The organism is Grimontia indica (assembly GCF_000333895.2).
Taxonomy (GTDB): domain Bacteria; phylum Pseudomonadota; class Gammaproteobacteria; order Enterobacterales; family Vibrionaceae; genus Enterovibrio; species Enterovibrio indicus.
This window is the reverse complement of record NZ_ANFM02000016.1, coordinates 92,610-109,853: the sequence shown is the minus strand read 5'-3', so window position 1 is coordinate 109,853 and position 17,244 is coordinate 92,610. Positions and strand designations below refer to the sequence as shown.

Sequence of the window (17,244 nt, the reverse complement as noted above, 5' to 3'; positions counted from 1 at the left end):
ACTCATAGGAACGTTGTAAACCAATAATTCCAGCAATAACTGAGTGTCTTTAACTTTGAGACGATTTACCTCGCAAAGTCGTGATAGCTTAAGGCCGTTTTTCGCTAACAAACATAAGCTTATACTTATCGACCTCAGCGAGCCTTCAGCTTAGGTGGGGATAATGATTCAAGGACTGACAGGATACCACTATGGATATGCTCGCCGGACTGCTTTCAGGTCTGCCAAACTTCATCATCTATTTTGCTGCTTCGCTGGCATTTGTGCTGATTTTTAAGTTCATCTACATCCGCATCACACCCTACGACGAGTGGTCATTGATCAAAGATAAGCAAAGCGTAACAGCAGCAGTTGCTCTTGGTGGTGCGTTCTTGGGTTACTGTATTGCCATTGCCGGTGCGGCGCAGAACTCCGTCAACATCGTCGACTTTATGGTATGGGGCGTGATCGCCATGTTAGCGCAGTTCATTGCCTTCGCCATCGTTCGTTTTGTCATGCTGAAAGAGCTGACTACTCGCATTGAAAACGACGAATTGCCAGCCGGTATTATTCTGGCAGTCGTCTCTGTTTCCATCGGCGTGCTGAACGCTGCGTGTCTGACCTACTAACGGAGGCAGTCATGAAACGGAGTCAAAACGTTATTCGTCCAACCATGGACAAAGCCGCTAAGGTGATCCCCTTTGCGTTTGTGGGAGGTATCTCAGGCTGTTTTTTCGAGCCTGAAACAGAGGGTTTCGTGTTCCAGTCCGCACAGGATTGTGCCCGTTCATTTCCAGACCAGATTGAAGAGTGCCGAATCGCGTATCAGGATGCGCTTGAAGATGCCGCGCAATCTGCCCCACGTTACAACAATGAATACGAGTGCGAAGTCGACTTTTCAGATGGCTGTGATCGTTACAACAACTGGTACATTCCGGCGATGGCAGGCTTTTTCTTTGCCAACATGTTGGATGATGACTACTTCAAGAAAAAGAAGAAACGTTACTATTCAAAGCCGCTGTATGGCTATCGTGGCAAGTATTATTCTGGCGATGGTAACTTCTATAGCTCATCGAGCAACAAATCGGTGAAGGTCTCTACCAGCTCAATCACCAAACCAAAATCCAGCGGCACCATTGGACAGGTCATGTCTCGCGGCGGCTTTGGTAAATCCGTCTCGCGCGCATCTTCTTCACGTAGCGGCGGTTAGAACATGTTCCGGCGGCAAATCCCAGAGCGTCCACACTGGCGGGAACTGGCAAAGCAATACGGCTTTGGGTTTCACACCATGTATGGCGAACCTTATTGGGATGAAACCGCCTACTACCAGTTCAACCTCAAGCAAATTGAAGAGGATCTTGAAAAGCCCACCGAAGAGATCCACCAGATGTGTCTTGATGTGGTCGAGCGCGTCACCCGCAGTGATGAGCTGCTGACCAAGTTCGGCATCCCTGAAGCCATGTGGGATTTGGTCGCAGGTTCCTGGCGACGCCGGGATCCATCGCTGTATGCCCGTCTGGATTTCACCTATGACGGCGTCAATCCTGCCAAGCTTTATGAAAACAACGCTGATACTCCCACTTCCTTGTTTGAAACCGGCTTCTGGCAATGGGTATGGCTGGAAGACGTGGTGAACAGCGGGCGCATCCACCAAAGTGCCGACCAGTTCAATATCCTTCAGGATTACATCATGGAGCGCTTTGCCGAGCTCGCCAAACGCCAACCGGGCCAAACGCTTCACTTCAGTTGCTGTAAAGACACAGAAGAAGACCGTGCGACAGTTCAGTACCTTGAAGACTGCGCCAAAGAAGCCGGGTTACACACGGGCTTTGTCTACGTTGAAGACATTGGTGTGAATGATGGCGGCGAATTTGTCGACATGAATGGACGAGTCATTCGCTGGATGTTCAAGCTCTATCCGTGGGAATTCATGTTCGATGAGGAATATGCCCAATTCCTGGGGAACGCGACCATTAATTGGCTGGAGCCGATGTGGAAGTCTGTGCTTTCCAACAAAGCACTGCTTCCGATGCTTTGGCAGCTTCACCCGAATCATCCCAACCTGCTGCCTGCCTACTTCGCGGATGATCCAAAAGCATCTTCCCTGTCTGACTATGTGGTAAAGCCATTATTTTCACGCGAGGGAGCCAACATCGAAATCGTCAGAAATGGCGCGTCGACCTTTAAAACTGATGGGCCTTATGATATTTCCCAAGCTATCGTCCAGCAGTACCAACCACTGCCAAAATTCGGCGACAACTTCACCCTGATAGGCAGCTGGCTGGTCAACGATCGCGCTGCTGGGATTTCGATTCGCGAAGATGCCTCCCTCATTACACAGGATCTTGCCCGTTATCTGCCTCATATTATTCTCTAGGGTCTGTTGATCTTTGGTGATGATTTTTGCAGCAGTTTGTGGGGACTTTATGCAAGGCAGAGGCTTCGATGTGTAGCTAGCCTACATGAGAAGCTGATAACGCAGCAGAAATTCCCCACAAACGCTGCCCGAAGGGTTCGACTGCGCGTCCCGTACTCTAAGCGTTTTATGCTTTGTTGAGGTGTATTTGCTTAGAATGACTAGGCGGCACACACCTCGCCGCGCCTAAAACGCTTATAGCCAGAACAAAATTTAACCACCAAAGGTCAACAGACCCTAAGGTCTGTTGCTCTTGGAGATAAAAAAAGCGACTCAGATGAGTCGCTTTGGCTTAGGGGGATGTTTTCTTTAAATGATTACTGCTGATTTACCGCAGGGATCACTGGATATTGGACGCCCGCCATCTGCTCGATGCAGTGAATCACCTGACAGCTGTAACCGAATTCATTGTCATACCAAATGTAGAGCACGCAGCGATTACCGTCGGCGATAGTCGCTTCGCTGTCTACCACACCCGCATAACGAGAACCTACGATGTCTGAAGAGACGATTTCAGTGGATTGGGTGTAATCAATCTGACCCGCCAGTGGTGACATCAGCGCCGTCTCACGCAGGTAGGTATTCAGTGAATCGCGGTCCACGTCTTTGCCCAAGTTCAGGTTGGCAATCGCCATCGAGACGTTGGGGGTTGGAACGCGGATAGCATTACCCGTCAGCTTTCCTTTTAATTCAGGTAAAGCTTTCGCAACGGCTTTTGCAGCACCTGTTGATGTCAGCACCATGTTTAATGAAGCTGCACGTCCACGGCGATCACCGTTGTGGAAATTATCAATCAGATTTTGATCGTTGGTGAATGAGTGTACCGTCTCGATGTGACCCGACTCCACGCCATAACGATCGTTCATCGCTTTCAGCACAGGTGTAATTGCGTTAGTAGTACAGCTTGCCGCTGACACTATGGTATCGCTGTCTTTGATGTCACCGTGGTTAACACCAAATACGATGTTCTTGATGTCACCCTTACCTGGTGCGGTCAGCAACACTTTACCTGCGCCTTTGGCGGTCAGATGATTACTCAGGCCATCAACATCGCGCCACATGCCTGTGTTATCAACGACAACGGCATTATTGATACCATGCGCTTCATAGTCCACTTCAGAAGGATGGTTCGCGTAGATGATCTGAATGTAGTTACCATTCACGATCAGAGCGTTACGGGCATGGTCTACCAAAATGGAACCGTTAAAAGGCCCGTGAACAGAATCACGACGCAGTAAGCTGGCGCGCTTTTCAAGATCGCCATCTTTACCGCCACGTACAACAATCGCGCGTAGACGCAGTGGGTAGCCTGGTCCGCTTTTTTCTACCATCAGGCGCGTTACCAAGCGCCCAATTCGGCCAAAGCCATACAACACGATATCTCTGGGCTCCTTAAGACTCGTGGACGGCGGCAGGTCTGCGATTGCTGTTTTGAGGAAATCATCTAGTTGGGCTAAATCTTCATGGTCACGCCAGTAAACGTTCGCAAGACGACCAATGTCGATTCGGCAAGGAGAAAGTGGCATTTGTGCCAATGCTTCCAGAATAGGGAGTGTGTGTGCGGTAGTGACTTCCTGTCCTGTATACCAGCGCGCTACACGGTGTGACTTCAGCAGATCAATCGTACTAGCGTTAATCACAGCACGACCATAAATTTGAATTTCGACGCCCTTCTCACGGTACAGCTTGCTAATGAGAGGTGACATGGTTTCTGCGTCGGCCTGACTTTGTTGCCATTGGGTAAGATGTTGTTCTGGACTCATCGTGACTTTCTTTGCCTTTTTGGGATTTAGGGTATAAAAGTGTAATCAGTAACTGTTTTTATTATTTTGGCGACGAGTCTAACGGCCAGATTATTATTAACCTAGCAAAAATAAGTCATTGTTTATCTCATTAAAATTCAGCCAGTTACTCCTCTTTCTGTTAAAATATTACAAGTGTAAAACGCTTTCATTTTCTTTCTCTTAAAATCTGATTGAAAGTTTACTACGTAAACCTTTCAGTTCTTTCCTCCAAATCAACTTAATATGCCTCACTAAAAAACGACAGACCCCAGAGCCTGTTGATCTTTGCTCAGCGAAACAACAACAGTTAACACGGGATCTGTCGCTGTATTCGGTTTTCACCTCTTATCGATACAGAATGATTAACTTAAAGCACATTGATTACACATCTAAATGTTTCAATTTTGCGTCATTTTTATTGAGCACATATAAAACAGCGACTTATAGACATAAATATGCTTATTTGTGACTCAGACTTGATAAATATTCCATCAGATGTATCATTTAAAGGGCTTAAATGCTTAGACCTCTAAAGGAATAACTGAAACAATGAGTACCGAGACGATACACCAGAGCGCGACATTGACGCGTTTGAGGACGGAAAACGACGCCTGGGTATTTCGCATTCCGCGAATCGAAGATGGCATCAGGATCCACGAGCTTATCGCCAGTTGTCCCCCACTCGATGAAAACTCCTCGTACTGCAATTTCCTTCAATCTTCCCACTTCAATAAGACCTGCATCCTCGCAGAGCACAAGGGTTCTGTAGCCGGATTCATTTCTGGATACTTAAAGCCAGAAGCCCCTAATGAGCTGTTTGTCTGGCAAGTCGCTGTTTCTCCAGAAGCACGCGGCAAAGGTCTCGCTTTTCAAATGCTGCAAGAGCTTTTGATGCGCGATCACCTCTCAGACGTCAATGTTGTAGAAACCACTATCACTGGATCCAATAAAGGCTCCTGGAGCTTATTCCGCAAGCTCGACGCCGCACATGGTGAAAACGGTGAAGTCACAGTGTTTCTGGACGAAAAACAGCATTTCAAAGGAAAACACGACACGGAGTTTTTGTTCCGCATTCCTCTGAAATAAAACCATTCTTAAAAATATAAAATGGATTCCAAATGGAAATTTTTAACAAGCAAGAGTCAAACGTTAAGTCATATTGCAATAGCTTCCCTGTTGTCTTTACCTCGGCAAAAGGGTGCTGGCTGACCACAGACTCAGGAGCACGCTACATTGATTTTCTGGCCGGCGCAGGTTCGCTGAACTACGGCCATAACAACCCAATTCTGAAAGAAGCCTTGGTCGAATACATTTCCAACGACGGCATTACCCATGGCCTGGATATGTTTACCGAAGCCAAAGCTGCTTTCCTAACCGCACTCCGTAATCACATCTTCGCGCCACGAAATCTTGATTACAAAGTGCAGTTCACCGGCCCTACCGGTACGAATGCAGTAGAAGCAGCGATGAAGTTGGCTCGCAAAGTGACGGGCCGAACCAACATCGTGACTTTCACCAACGGTTTCCATGGGTGCACCATGGGCGCACTGACAGCTACCGGTAACCAACACCACCGCGGTGGTGCCGGCACTCCGTTGTTTGGCACGTCCCGCATTCCTTATGAAGACTATGCTGGCATTGATGGCCTTGCGCTGTTCGAAGCCATGCTGAACGACAACTCAAGTGGTCTTGATAAACCTGCAGCAGTGCTGCTGGAAACCCTACAAGGTGAAGGTGGTCTGAATGTCGCTTCAAACGAGTGGCTACAGAAGCTGAGCAAAATCTGTAAAGCCCACGGCATTCTGTTGATCGTTGATGATATTCAGGCTGGTTGTGGCCGCACTGGCACCTTCTTCAGCTTCGAACCTTCTGGTATCAACCCAGACATTGTGACCCTGTCTAAGTCTATCGGCGGATACGGTCTGCCAATGGCGCTTGTGCTGCTTAAGCCTGAGTTGGACAAATGGCTTCCAGCTGAACACAACGGTACTTTCCGTGGTAACAACCACGCCTTCGTTACGGCAACAAAAGCGATTGAGCATTACTGGCAGAATGATGATTTCGAAGGCCACATTGCTGAGCGCAGCCAACAGGTCTCCAAGACTATCGACCGTTCGCTGAAGCAACTTTCTTCTCTGTTCGTTCGCGCAAAAGGCCGCGGCATGATGCAAGGTATTGAGTGTAAAAGCGGTGATATCGCCAGCGCGATTTCACGTCGTTGCTTTGAGAAAGGCATGATCATTGAAACCGCGGGCCCTGACGATGAAGTCGTGAAGTTCTTCTGTCCGCTGACAATCAGTGAGTCAGAGCTTGAGCAAGGCCTGCACATCTTTGAAAAAGCAGCTCAGGAAGTTGCTAATGAACTTACCCGCAAAGCGTCTTAAGGGAAATAAGAAACATGATCGTAAGAACTCTGGAAGAGTGTAGAAATAGCGAACGCCGCGTAGCATCAGAAACCTGGGAAAGTGTTCGTATGCTGCTGAAAGATGACCAGATGGGGTTTTCATTCCACATCACGACCATCTTTAAAGGTACTGAAACTCACATTCACTACAAAAACCACTTGGAGTCTGTGTACTGCATGTCTGGTGAAGGTGAAATCGAAGTGGTAGGGGGCGAAACTTACCCAATCAAACCGGGCACACTTTACATTCTGGACAAACACGATGAACACTTCCTTCGCGCTTACGAAGGTGCGGACATGGTAATGGCGTGTGTCTTTAACCCGCCAATTACTGGACAAGAAGTTCACGATGAAAACGGCGTTTATCCGCTGGTAGATTAATAAAAATTAGCGTCTTTTGGGGGCCATTTGCCCCCTTTTTTCTATTTACGACAGACAAGGATTGCAATTATGACTTACACCGTTGAGAAAATCGGCGGCACGTCTATGTCGGCATTTGATGCCGTATTGGACAACATTTTCCTTCGCCCCAAGAATCCGTATAACCGTGTATTTGTGGTTTCAGCCTATGGCGGTATTACTGATGCCCTACTTGAAAGCAAGCGTTCTGGCGAGCCAGGCATCTACCAACTGGTTGCTAAGCGTGATGAACAATGGGCAGATGCGATCGATGCGCTCGAAGTGCGTTTGAAAATGATCAATGAAAACCTGTTTGCAGATCCGCTCAACCGCACCCGTGCAGACAACTTCATTGCTGAGCGTCTGAAAGATGCCAAAGACTGTATTTCCAACATTCTGGCGACCTGCAGCTATGGTCAGTTCACGCTGCGCCAATACCTGCCACAAATCCGAGAGTTTTTATCTTCAATCGGCGAAGCCCACAGCGCTTACAACACTGCTCTGAAGCTAAGAACTCTTGGTGTAAATGCCAAGTTTGTGGATCTCTCAGGATGGGACAACACGCTTTCCGGCACGCTGGATGAAGTGATTGTTGAAGCGTTTAAAGAGATTGATGTCACTACCGAGCTGCCAATTGTGACTGGCTACGCCTACTGTGACGAAGGCCTGATGAAGACCTACGATCGCGGTTACAGCGAAATGACCTTCAGCCGCATTGCCTGCCAAACCTCTGCAGATCTGGCGATTATCCATAAGGAGTATCACCTCAGCAGCGCAGATCCTCGCATTGCAGGCCCAGAAAACGTATTACCCATCGGCCAAAGCAATTTTGATGTCGCAGACCAGCTAGCCAACCTCGGCATGGAAGCCATCCACCCGAACGCAGCTTCCGGTCTTCGTAAAAAAGAAATTCCGCTACAGATCAAAAACACCTTTGAGCCAGAGCACAAAGGCACGTTGATCTCTCAGGCTTACCAGCCAGATTCCGAAAAGATCGAGATCATTGCAGGTCGCGACAAGGTTTTCGCCCTGCACATTTTTGATCAGGCAATGGTGGGTAACGTTGATAACGTTGGCTATGAACTGATGGAGATGATCGCTGACGAAAGCGTAAATCTGGTCGGTAAAGAGATGAGTGCCAACTCCCTCACTTACTACCTGAGCGGCGTCGCCAAGAACCTTAACAAGCTACTCTACCGCGCAGAAAAACTCTTCCCTGACTCGACAATCACGAGCCACATGGTTGCTCTGATTTCCGCGATTGGTTCGCAGATCAATACCAACACTACCTTGAGCAAAGGTGTGCTGGCACTGATGAACAGCGATATTTCACCGATTGCTGTCCACTCTTCAATGCGCAACGTGAACGTGCAGTTCGTGGTAAAAGACGAGATGTATGAAGGTGCTATTCGCGCACTACACGACGAGTTTTTTGTGCAAACAGCGAAGAAAGACAAGCAAGTCGCTTAATACCAATCACAGTAGGTAGATGGTCAGAAATAGCGCAGGAAAAATGCTCGAGAACAAGGCTAAAAAATTTCGATAAGTAGTTATTCTACAATCAAATTTTTCAACGCAGTTATCGAGCATTTTAACAAGCTAGGATGAGCAGATATTTACGACGATTGGTATAACACTCAAAACAACTAAAAAGGCCAGAGCAATCGCTCTGGCCTTTTTTATTTTCGGCTCTTATTTCTGGCTGGCTTTAATCAGCACAGAGGTATCCATTCTTCCAAGCCCTTGCGCTTGAAGGCTGGCGTATTTTTCATCTACCTCTTTGGTGAGTGGTAATTCAATACCCTTGCCAGTGGCCTCATCCAAACATATCCCCAAGTCTTTACGCATCCAGTCGATAGCAAATCCAAAATCGAATTTGTCCTGCGCCATGGTGACAGCACGGTTTTCCATCTGCCACGAACCCGCTGCGCCATGCTTAAGCACGTTGACCATTTGTTCGATATCCAAACCCGATGCTTGCGCCAGAATTAGCGCTTCACTTAATCCTTGCAAGATACCCGTGATGCAAATTTGATTGGCCATTTTACAGCGCTGACCCTGGCCATTTTTGCCCATCAAAACGGCTTGCTTGGCGTAAGCATCAATCACAGGTTTCACCGCATCAAAGACTGTCTGGTCGCCGCCACACATCACGGTTAACACGCCATTTTCCGCACCTGCCTGACCGCCTGAGACTGGCGCATCAATAAAGTGAACACTTTTCTCCTTGCATGCTTCGGCGAGCTCTTCGGCCAATGTTGCAGATGTAGTGGTGTGATCCACCAGCACACTCCCTGCTTTCATACTGGCCAGTACGCCATCATCGCCATAAATCACGCTGCGGACATCATCATCATTGCCAACACACACAAATACCACATCACAGTCTTGTGCCGCCTCACGTGGCGTAACGGCAAAGTCACCTTTGTATTCATCTGCCCAGGCTTGAGCTTTTGCAGTGGTACGGTTGTAAACGGTGGTATTGAATCCAGCGTTTTTGAGATGGCCAGCCATCGGATAGCCCATAACGCCGAGACCGATAAATGCGACTTTTTCCTGAGCCATGATGACTTCTCCTTTTGGTATTCGTTGATGTCCGTAATGGAGGTTGTTTAACTATCTCTTGAGCGACTATAATTGCATCAATTGACATATGTCAATTTTAAATAATGACATAATTAAGTTATTTCAATTATTCGTACCTTTGGTCATAATTTAGTCCATGCCGCGAGCAGACACAGGGAAGACCTTTTGAGTGAAACCAAATTCAAAGACATTGCCAATCAGATAACCTCTCGAATCGAGCAAGGTATTTACGCTGCTGGGGCCAAACTACCGCCTCACAGGGAATTGGCCAATGAACTTGGCACCACGCCAGCCACTGTTTCAAAAGCCTACAAGCTGCTGGCGGAGTTAGGGCGCGTTGAATCATTTGTTGGGCGTGGTACCTTCGTTAGGGACAAGTCTGCTCTTAGTCAGGTTATCCAACCTCAACATCAGGAATTAGATTTTAACTTTTCTATTCTCCAGCCCTGTTTGGGTTTGAACCTCAATGCACTTACTCAGGCATACTCCCGGGCAGCTGAAACCCTTTCACCGACGTTACTCGCGTATGCTGATGACTCAGGCCATTCTTCCCACCGGGCGGCCGGAGCAATCTGGTTACAGAAACATGGCCTTCAATCTGCAAGCTCCGAGAATGTACTGCTAACAAACGGTGCGCAGCACGCATTGTCGCTCTTAGTTGAAACCCTGACAGAGCCTGGGGACACCATCGCGGTCGAAGCGCTGACATACCCCGGCATTCTGGCGATTGCCAATCTCGCTGGCCGAGAAGTTGTCGGTGTTAACCTTGATGAAGATGGCCTCTGTCCCAAACATTTGAGGAAGGTGATCAAGCAGCACTCCCCGAAGCTGGTTATCTGCATTCCCTCACACCAAAACCCGACTGGCATCACCATGTCTGTTTCAAGACGTCAGGCAATCGCCGACGTCATCAAAGCCTCTGCAACTTATCTGGTCGAAGATGACATCTATGCCTTCCTGAATAATGCTCCTATCCCGGCTATTTCTGACCTGCTGCCGCAGCAAAGCATCTATATCACCAGTTTGTCGAAAGCTGTCAGTCCGGCGATGCGCTGCGGTTATATCAAAGCACCGGATACCTTGCTGCCTGTTCTGGCAGCTCATATCCGCGCGAACATCTGGCTGGCTTCTCCCATTAATTTCGCCGCTGCGACAGACCTGATAGAACAAGGCTCCGCCTTTGAACTGGCACGAGCACAACTTCGCGAGGCTGAGTATCGCCAAACTCTGGCAGCAAATATCCTCAAAGACTTCTACGACACAGCGTCGGGTTTTCATATCTGGCTGAAGTTGCCGGAGCATTGGCGAGTAGACAGATTGGTAGAAGAAGCTAAAAAGAGAGCGATTCTTGTCAGTCACGGCGGGTATTTTTCAGTCGGTGACACCCCTAATTGCGTCCGACTGTCGCTGATGGCTATCAGCTCAAGAGATCAGTTTGAAGAAGGGCTGGGCCAATTCGCAGAATTATTGGCCAGTAAGCCTATGCCATTCAGTGATTTCCTGAATTAACGACACAGGAATAAAGCACCTTTGGAATGAAAGTGTTACTCTAACGGCGAAATTTCCCATGAGAATTGAAAAATGAGCAAACTAACTGCAGACGTTCAGGCAAATCTGATGTTGTTCGTTGAAGAAACCAAGCGTACTAACGTGGTTTGGGGTCTGAAAAACGAAGAGGAAGGCTGGCTGGCTTGCGACTCGAGCGAGTTCGAAGAAAGCGAAGTGATGCCATTCTGGTCTTCAAAAGAAGATGCTGCGCAACACAACGTCGATGAGTGGGCTGATTTCGAAATCACTGAAATCCCACTGGATGTGTTCGTTGAAGACTGGCTTATCACGCTGGATGAAGACGGCGTGCTGGTTGGTACCAACTGGAATGCAGAGTTGGAAGGCAAAGAAGTTGAGCCTTCTGAGCTGGCGAAGATGTACCTGTAAAGGTCATTACTTCCAAAAAAAAGCCGCGACCATGTTCGCGGCTTTTTTGTTTAGGCGAAAATGCCTTTCAGCCTTGGCGTCCAGTCTTCTACTTGCTGCGTTTCCATGCGTTTGTGGACGGTACGCGTCCAGCTAGCGGACAACCCTTCCTGTGCGGCAATTAATCTCAAGCCTTCCAGGTTTAGTGGATCACCAAAGTAGTAATCGCAGGTTTGTTTGATGGTCAAAGCGTTTTCAGCGCGCTCAATCAAAATCAGTGGCTCCGCAGCACTGACAAACCCGGGCGTGATCACACGGTACAACCAGCCGCATTTGGCTGTTTCCTGCATCACCTCTGAAAACGTCTCTACATCCCAACGCTTGTTGAGCTTGTAACAAGGTGATCGGGGCTGACTTACCTGAATTACGGCTTTACCCCACTGATATTTATCACCAATGCAGACATCGTCTTCTGTCATGCCTTCAGTGCTGATGTTTTCACCCATCCCTGCAGGCTGCCAGTCGGCCTTATCACCAAACTTCGTGCGCCAAAAGTCATAATGCTCAGAAGGATACTGATGCAATGCCCTTTCAACACCACCATGGTGTTTGTCAGACGCGCACTCATCCCCTTGAAGCCCCAGCACGGACAGGAATATCTCCCCTTCGACCGGCTGCTTCCCCATGGCGGTCATCATGCCAAACTGACTTTTCACTTTTCCGGTAAAGACCTTCTTGATGGGATACATTTTTTGCATCGTCCTTCCCTGTTATTCGTGGTTCGAGAATTCGATTTTCTTTTTATTGTCGAGCGATCGCAGAAATGCTGTCATGTCGTCAACATCCTGCTCATTGAGTTTGACACCCAGTTGATGCCACGCCGTATCGCGCACGGCCTGTTCCAGCGAAAATACTGCGCCATCGTGAAAGTAGGGTGAAGTCTGACCGACATTTCGCATCGTGGGAACTTTGAAGATGAAATTATCTGCGCTGTTTCCAGTCACTGACGCTCTTCCCTTGTCGATTTCATTGGGATATGGATTCACCAACCCCATTTTCATAAAGAGTTGGCCTCCCATCAAAGGGCCATTGTGGCATGCATGACAGCCCACCGTAATAAACCGCTTCATTCCCCGCTTTTCCTGCGCTGAGAGTGCGGTGTCGTCACCCATCAGCCATTCATCAAATCTGTCTTGCGTCACCAATGTACGTTGGAACGCCGCTAAAGCTTGCGTGATGTTATTGAACACCAGTGGGTTTTCATCCTGAGGAAAAGCAAGGTCGAATTTAGACTGGTAGCCTTTCTCTTTCAGTCTTCGCACTGCTTCTTCTTCGGTAGACAGCGCCATTTCAATCGGGTTCAGAATTGGGCTTCTGGCCTGTTCATGCAACGTTTTCGCTCTGCCATCCCAAAATTGTACGAATTGGAAACCTGCGTTCCATGTAGTGAGGCTGTTGCGGGTACCCTGTTTTCCCAATGCCCCCACAGACACCGATAACGGTTCTGTACCCGAGCCGGATTTATCCAGGTCATGGCAACTGTTACACGACTGACTGCCATTGCCAGATAGCGTGGTTTCAAAGTAAAGGGCTTTTCCCAGTGCAACTTGTTCTGACGTGTCGTTCTCACTGCTGGGCATAGCCATCGGCATGACACCAAACACACTTAAGCCCAATTGCCGCAGATCTTCTGAAGCCATGACATCCAACGAAAACAACCACCCAACTGCCAATGCAGCTTTGCTTAACCTTGCCAAACTGTTTCTTTGCATGTGCTTTTTCCTTTCGCTGAGGATAGAAAACACTTAGCACATGGTTTCGACTCAATACAATTAATTTATCCGATAGCCATCCTCGGAATTATCAATGAAGATGATTCGCATCAATTTTGGACTGTTCTAGTTCATTGATACACGAGGAAATATCGACGGTAAGTGCAGATTAGGCGGAAGAAAGGCCAAAAAAGAAGGGGCGCTATTTCGCCCCTTCTTTCTCAATTTTGCTAGTTAAGCTGTCGCGATTGGCGCCCCAACCGCCACACTATCGAACAGCGCAACACCCGTCAGTTTGGACACTTCATCCAAGTACTGACGAACATTGCCTGGATAGCGCAAACCTTTCGTCACTGTGTAGTTTCGAAGGAATGGGAATATATTGATGTCGTCATAGGTCAGCACGTTGTTGCGCTGTGAAGGTGGGACCAACCAATCAAGTTTCAGCAGTTCAACATTCAGCTTAGCAATGTACTCTTCGCTGTTAGCAAACGCCTCATCGAAAGACATTTTGATCATGGCTGATTTGTTTTTAGTAAACCAGGCTTTCGCTTCTTCACTCTGGAATTCCGGCAACTCAATCATCGTCCAACGTGGATAAATCAGGCGTGAGCCGAACTGGCCAGCAATGTTCATCCAAGCTGAAATACGCTCACCCATTGTGCCCTCAGCAATCGCTGGATTACCGTCGAGATTGTCGAGGTATGAGGCGATATCCAGACTCTCTGCCATGTAGCTACCGTCTTCTTTTTGAAGGATCGGAACCAGGTTGGCGCCGACTTTTTCGATACGGGCGTCGACGTCGTGGTTTTGCAGATAAACCATTTCCAAGTCTATCTTCTTCAAGCCTGCAACCATCATCGCTTTCACGCAGAACGGGCAGTGGTCAAACACAAACAGTTTCATGAGACATCCTTTTTGAAACAGGTGCGCCTACACTCTTGTGGCACAAATATGACGCGCAGATTGTAGAGCGTTTTCTCTCAAAGGAAAATGATGATGTTTCAAGCAGGATCACACCGCGATTAATTCGCGAACAAAATCTCATCGCCACAAAAAAGCCCCTTGTCGGGGCTTTTCAGGTTATTCGAGTGGCTCTGTGGGAATCCAGCAGTTTTCAGCGTCATCGTTAGCGTCTGACAACACCACCAGAAGCCCCATATCAACCATTTCTTTAAGCGTTAGGTCGTCGGCAAGATGCATGGTTTCTCCACGCTCATTTTCCAGTTCCATATCACTCACTCCTCAACGGTGATTCACTAAAGATAGCAGTCGAAAGGCACTGAAAGCGGGTTTTCTGAACCCGAAAAATAGAGCAAAAGAAAGAGGCTAAGCCTCAACCTTTTTTGGTGTTCTGGTAAACAACAGATAAATAAGAGGAACTGCACAAACAAAAGGAAGCATCACCAAATTCAGGGTCTGCCAACCTAAGTTCACCTCAAGGTTACCGGCCATCAATGCTGTCAGTGTGACGCTACCAAACACGGCAAATTCATTGATTGCCTGGGCACGTGGCTTGTCTTGTGGCAGGTAAGTTTGGGTCAGTTGACTGGTCGCGCCGATGAACATGAAATTCCACCCGACGCCCAGCAATACCAATGCAATACGGAAATGCCATTCAGAGACGCCGTTAAGGTTCACCAGAATACAGCCAACGAAAAACAGACTTCCAAGAAGTATCGTCATGCGTGCACCAATTTTCCCGATAATACTGCCGGTAAAGAAAGAGGGTACAAACATCCCCAGTACATGCCATTCAATGACTAAGGCCGCCTGCTCAAAATGGAAACCGTGTTTATGCATGGCAATCGGTGTCACTGTCATCAACAGATTCATGACCGCATAAGCGACAACGGCAGCGATAACAGCCACTAGGTAACCCGGCGCTTTAAGAATTTGACCTACTGGGCTTTGGGCAGGTTGGTCTTGTGACGGTACAGCTGCAGGTAAGGCAATAAAATTCAATACCAGTAAAGAGAGAATATAAAGGACAGTGATTCCGATAAAAGCGCCACTGAAATGGGTACCAGGTAGCCAATGTTGGCTGGCAATAGCAAGGTTAGGTCCAAGAATCGCTGCTAACACGCCACCTGCCATGGACAGAGAAATCGCCTTGTCACGGCTTTCCGGGTCGCTCACTTCTATCGCTGCAAAACGATACAAGGTGCCAAAACCAATGCCGATACCTAGTAACAAGGTACTAAAGCAAAACAGCCAAAACGCCCCTTGTTGCAGGGCATAGACACAAAGTAGCGCCCCGAAAATACCGATGATATTGCCGAGTCGGAAGCCATTCTTGCGTCCAATTTTCGCCATGATAAGAGACGCAGGAATCGTCGCCATCATCAGGCCGACAAACTGGGTTGAAACCGGCAGCGTCACCCAAGTGTCGCTGGGTGAGAGTTGTTGGCCTATCAATCCGTTTACAGATATCAGCACAATGTTGCCGCTCATTAACAGCGCCTGACAAAGTGCCAACAACCAAACATTTCTATTCATTCCATGAAATTCCTGAAAAGGCGGGACGAAGTTTCGAGTATCCCGCAGCATGTGATATACAGCAACCTCTTGGCCTGACTTTATCGACACTGAAAACCATAGCTTCCAACAATATAGTCATCCGGAAAATCTGCGAATCCGCTCAAACCCGCGCTCCACTTGGTGTAAGGAGTTCTAACACGCCTGTCTCGAAATTAGTTCATGCAAATCCGACAATTTGTGTGAATCTGTATGTGGTAGGAATTCACTATCAAATCAACAAGGAAGGTGCTGAACATGTCGGTGATTTCGAATGAGCCAGTTGAGATTTATGGCGAGTCTGATGTCGATTTCCTTTACGGGTCAATCCAGCGCGATTATTTCAACTTGGAACAAGACACTGATGATATCACTGTCATTGCTTACAATGGCGATGACGATATCTTTGGAAGCTACGGCGACGACCTGCTCGTTGGCGGCGCTGGTAATGACTTCATCTATTCTCGCTATGGTAGCAACGTCATGCGCGGAGGCTCGGGCGACGATCAACTGCTGAGTAAAAACCACCCCAGCGATGATCGTGGTGAATACCGTGATGTGCTTTCAGGTGGCTCAGGTAACGATGTGCTGTCATCAGAAAGTTCACAAAACTGCACCATGGATGGCGGCTCAGGCGACGACATTTTCTCCTTCCGCGATTTAGGGGCGGCGCAGTCTGGCGTCAGCTTTTGTATTGGTGGAGAAGGTGCGGACATATTCCGGTTCTACGAATTCGAAGCCCATGAAGATATCGACCCGACTAACTCAGTGGTTCGCATCAAAGACTTTGAAGTCGGTGTCGACAGCCTCAACTTCCACTATTACAGCGATGAATACCGCACGGATGAGGATACCTCCTACATCATCAAACAAATGGGTTCTAATATGGTCATCGACTTTGAGGACAAAGTGACCATTATGCTGCACGGTGTTGATAGCAATACCGTTACCATGAGCGATCTCTTCGCCAACAACCAACCCGACCCAATAGACCCGATTTTGTATTGAATAGAAACAACCGGAAAAGCATCGCTCAGGCGATGCTTTCTTGTTTGGTGACTGCGAAAAAAAACCTCAGCGCAAAGAGGCTGAGGCCATGGTCTGTGACCTTGGTGTTTAAACCCTTTACAGGGACAAAACCAGAGAGTGAATAGTGCATACCCAAACAACCTGATGAAGCAGGATTTAGGTTGTTTGCTTATATCGGAGTGCACGGGTATGGTGGGTTCCCCATGTTTCAGTAGCATGAATATTCAGTCACTATTTCATGACGTTTCCTCTAAGGCTAATTAAGTGTTAAATCCCCACAAAGAGTGGTTGCATCCTGAGATGTTACTGCTCGAAGGTATTTGATATTCAGCTCACTTATTTCAGCCCCCATTCGAGTCACTTCAATCTATTGAACTTATGTTGTTAAACCCGCAGGGTTTTCTGGGCAATTCGTTGTTTTTTTCAACACTGTCAATAACATGA

The 17,244-nt window shown here is 47.9% G+C and carries 17 protein-coding genes; 10 read left to right on the top strand and 7 right to left on the bottom strand.

Annotated features, from left to right (window positions below):
* The first annotated feature begins 191 nt into the window (after positions 1 to 191).
* From D515_RS10150 to D515_RS10140, 3 genes are read left to right on the top strand one after another with little or no spacing between them, the layout of a single operon-like run.
* Entirely contained in the window at positions 192 to 608 is a 417-nt protein-coding gene (locus D515_RS10150; RefSeq protein ID WP_002538230.1) for a DUF350 domain-containing protein, read from the top strand.
* A gap of 11 nt (positions 609 to 619) precedes the next feature.
* Positions 620 to 1,189, top strand: a complete 570-nt coding sequence (locus tag D515_RS10145) for a DUF1190 domain-containing protein (RefSeq protein WP_002538229.1) — start codon at positions 620 to 622, stop codon at positions 1,187 to 1,189.
* Between the two features lie 3 nt (positions 1,190 to 1,192).
* Positions 1,193 to 2,356 carry a glutathionylspermidine synthase family protein gene (locus D515_RS10140; protein WP_002538228.1) on the top strand — a complete coding sequence of 388 codons (1,164 nt, stop codon included), beginning with the start codon at positions 1,193 to 1,195 and terminating at the stop codon, positions 2,354 to 2,356.
* A 356-nt stretch (positions 2,357 to 2,712) separates the two neighbouring features.
* Here D515_RS10140 and D515_RS10135 read toward each other — a convergent pair whose 3' ends face one another.
* Positions 2,713 to 4,158, bottom strand: a complete 1,446-nt coding sequence (locus D515_RS10135) for a glyceraldehyde-3-phosphate dehydrogenase (protein ID WP_002538227.1) — start codon at positions 4,156 to 4,158, stop codon at positions 2,713 to 2,715.
* 570 nt (positions 4,159 to 4,728) lie between these two features.
* On the opposite strand from D515_RS10135, the gene ectA reads away from it, so the two are divergent.
* From ectA to D515_RS10115, 4 genes are all read left to right on the top strand, one after another.
* Positions 4,729 to 5,265 (top strand): diaminobutyrate acetyltransferase, encoded by a 537-nt coding sequence (gene ectA / locus D515_RS10130; RefSeq protein WP_002538226.1) that lies wholly within the window; start codon positions 4,729 to 4,731, stop codon positions 5,263 to 5,265.
* Between the two features lie 32 nt (positions 5,266 to 5,297).
* Positions 5,298 to 6,563, top strand: a complete 1,266-nt coding sequence (gene ectB / locus D515_RS10125) for a diaminobutyrate--2-oxoglutarate transaminase (protein ID WP_002538225.1) — start codon at positions 5,298 to 5,300, stop codon at positions 6,561 to 6,563.
* Between the two features lie 14 nt (positions 6,564 to 6,577).
* Entirely contained in the window at positions 6,578 to 6,964 is a 387-nt protein-coding gene (locus D515_RS10120) for an ectoine synthase (RefSeq protein WP_002538224.1), read from the top strand.
* Between the two features lie 69 nt (positions 6,965 to 7,033).
* A complete protein-coding gene (locus D515_RS10115; RefSeq protein WP_002538223.1) occupies positions 7,034 to 8,452 on the top strand; it encodes an aspartate kinase in 1,419 nt (472 codons plus the stop codon).
* A 222-nt stretch (positions 8,453 to 8,674) separates the two neighbouring features.
* On the opposite strand, the gene D515_RS10110 is transcribed toward D515_RS10115, so the two are convergent.
* Positions 8,675 to 9,547, bottom strand: coding sequence for an NAD(P)-dependent oxidoreductase (locus D515_RS10110; protein WP_002538222.1), 873 nt, complete (start codon positions 9,545 to 9,547; stop codon positions 8,675 to 8,677).
* A gap of 186 nt (positions 9,548 to 9,733) precedes the next feature.
* Here D515_RS10110 and D515_RS10105 point away from each other — a divergent pair, with 186 nt between their 5' ends.
* Entirely contained in the window at positions 9,734 to 11,077 is a 1,344-nt protein-coding gene (locus D515_RS10105) for an aminotransferase-like domain-containing protein (protein WP_002538221.1), read from the top strand.
* A gap of 72 nt (positions 11,078 to 11,149) precedes the next feature.
* Positions 11,150 to 11,503, top strand: a complete 354-nt coding sequence (locus tag D515_RS10100; protein ID WP_002538220.1) for a DUF2750 domain-containing protein — start codon at positions 11,150 to 11,152, stop codon at positions 11,501 to 11,503.
* Positions 11,504 to 11,553: 50 nt separating this feature from the next.
* On the opposite strand, the gene D515_RS10095 is transcribed toward D515_RS10100, so the two are convergent.
* The 5 genes from D515_RS10095 to D515_RS10080 all read right to left on the bottom strand — a co-directional run bounded on the left by D515_RS10095 (position 11,554) and on the right by D515_RS10080 (position 15,753).
* A complete protein-coding gene (locus tag D515_RS10095) occupies positions 11,554 to 12,240 on the bottom strand; it encodes an MOSC domain-containing protein (RefSeq protein ID WP_002538218.1) in 687 nt (228 codons plus the stop codon).
* Between the two features lie 12 nt (positions 12,241 to 12,252).
* Positions 12,253 to 13,254 (bottom strand): cytochrome-c peroxidase, encoded by a 1,002-nt coding sequence (locus tag D515_RS10090; RefSeq protein ID WP_002538217.1) that lies wholly within the window; start codon positions 13,252 to 13,254, stop codon positions 12,253 to 12,255.
* 234 nt (positions 13,255 to 13,488) lie between these two features.
* Entirely contained in the window at positions 13,489 to 14,160 is a 672-nt protein-coding gene (grxB, locus tag D515_RS10085; protein ID WP_002538215.1) for a glutaredoxin 2, read from the bottom strand.
* 177 nt (positions 14,161 to 14,337) lie between these two features.
* Complete coding sequence (locus D515_RS26010; RefSeq protein WP_002538214.1) at positions 14,338 to 14,487, bottom strand: hypothetical protein; 150 nt, start codon at positions 14,485 to 14,487, stop codon at positions 14,338 to 14,340.
* 96 nt (positions 14,488 to 14,583) lie between these two features.
* On the bottom strand, positions 14,584 to 15,753 hold the full coding sequence (locus D515_RS10080; protein WP_002538212.1) for an MFS transporter: 1,170 nt from the start codon (positions 15,751 to 15,753) through the stop codon (positions 14,584 to 14,586).
* 276 nt (positions 15,754 to 16,029) lie between these two features.
* On the opposite strand from D515_RS10080, the gene D515_RS10075 reads away from it, so the two are divergent.
* Positions 16,030 to 16,779, top strand: a complete 750-nt coding sequence (locus D515_RS10075; RefSeq protein WP_002538211.1) for a calcium-binding protein — start codon at positions 16,030 to 16,032, stop codon at positions 16,777 to 16,779.
* Positions 16,780 to 17,244 lie beyond the last annotated feature (465 nt).

What these genes read in the sequence shown, in the direction of transcription:
- D515_RS10150 (WP_002538230.1), top strand. Translation starts at nt 192, where the DNA reads ATGGATATGCTCGCCGGACTGCTTTCAGGTCTGCCAAACTTCATCATC.
- D515_RS10145 (WP_002538229.1), top strand. Translation starts at nt 620, where the DNA reads ATGAAACGGAGTCAAAACGTTATTCGTCCAACCATGGACAAAGCCGCT.
- D515_RS10140 (WP_002538228.1), top strand. Translation starts at nt 1,193, where the DNA reads ATGTTCCGGCGGCAAATCCCAGAGCGTCCACACTGGCGGGAACTGGCA.
- D515_RS10135 (WP_002538227.1), bottom strand. Translation starts at nt 4,158, where the DNA reads ATGAGTCCAGAACAACATCTTACCCAATGGCAACAAAGTCAGGCCGAC.
- ectA (WP_002538226.1), top strand. Translation starts at nt 4,729, where the DNA reads ATGAGTACCGAGACGATACACCAGAGCGCGACATTGACGCGTTTGAGG.
- ectB (WP_002538225.1), top strand. Translation starts at nt 5,298, where the DNA reads ATGGAAATTTTTAACAAGCAAGAGTCAAACGTTAAGTCATATTGCAAT.
- D515_RS10120 (WP_002538224.1), top strand. Translation starts at nt 6,578, where the DNA reads ATGATCGTAAGAACTCTGGAAGAGTGTAGAAATAGCGAACGCCGCGTA.
- D515_RS10115 (WP_002538223.1), top strand. Translation starts at nt 7,034, where the DNA reads ATGACTTACACCGTTGAGAAAATCGGCGGCACGTCTATGTCGGCATTT.
- D515_RS10110 (WP_002538222.1), bottom strand. Translation starts at nt 9,547, where the DNA reads ATGGCTCAGGAAAAAGTCGCATTTATCGGTCTCGGCGTTATGGGCTAT.
- D515_RS10100 (WP_002538220.1), top strand. Translation starts at nt 11,150, where the DNA reads ATGAGCAAACTAACTGCAGACGTTCAGGCAAATCTGATGTTGTTCGTT.
- D515_RS10095 (WP_002538218.1), bottom strand. Translation starts at nt 12,240, where the DNA reads ATGCAAAAAATGTATCCCATCAAGAAGGTCTTTACCGGAAAAGTGAAA.
- D515_RS10090 (WP_002538217.1), bottom strand. Translation starts at nt 13,254, where the DNA reads ATGCAAAGAAACAGTTTGGCAAGGTTAAGCAAAGCTGCATTGGCAGTT.
- grxB (WP_002538215.1), bottom strand. Translation starts at nt 14,160, where the DNA reads ATGAAACTGTTTGTGTTTGACCACTGCCCGTTCTGCGTGAAAGCGATG.
- D515_RS26010 (WP_002538214.1), bottom strand. Translation starts at nt 14,487, where the DNA reads ATGGAACTGGAAAATGAGCGTGGAGAAACCATGCATCTTGCCGACGAC.
- D515_RS10080 (WP_002538212.1), bottom strand. Translation starts at nt 15,753, where the DNA reads ATGAATAGAAATGTTTGGTTGTTGGCACTTTGTCAGGCGCTGTTAATG.
- D515_RS10075 (WP_002538211.1), top strand. Translation starts at nt 16,030, where the DNA reads ATGTCGGTGATTTCGAATGAGCCAGTTGAGATTTATGGCGAGTCTGAT.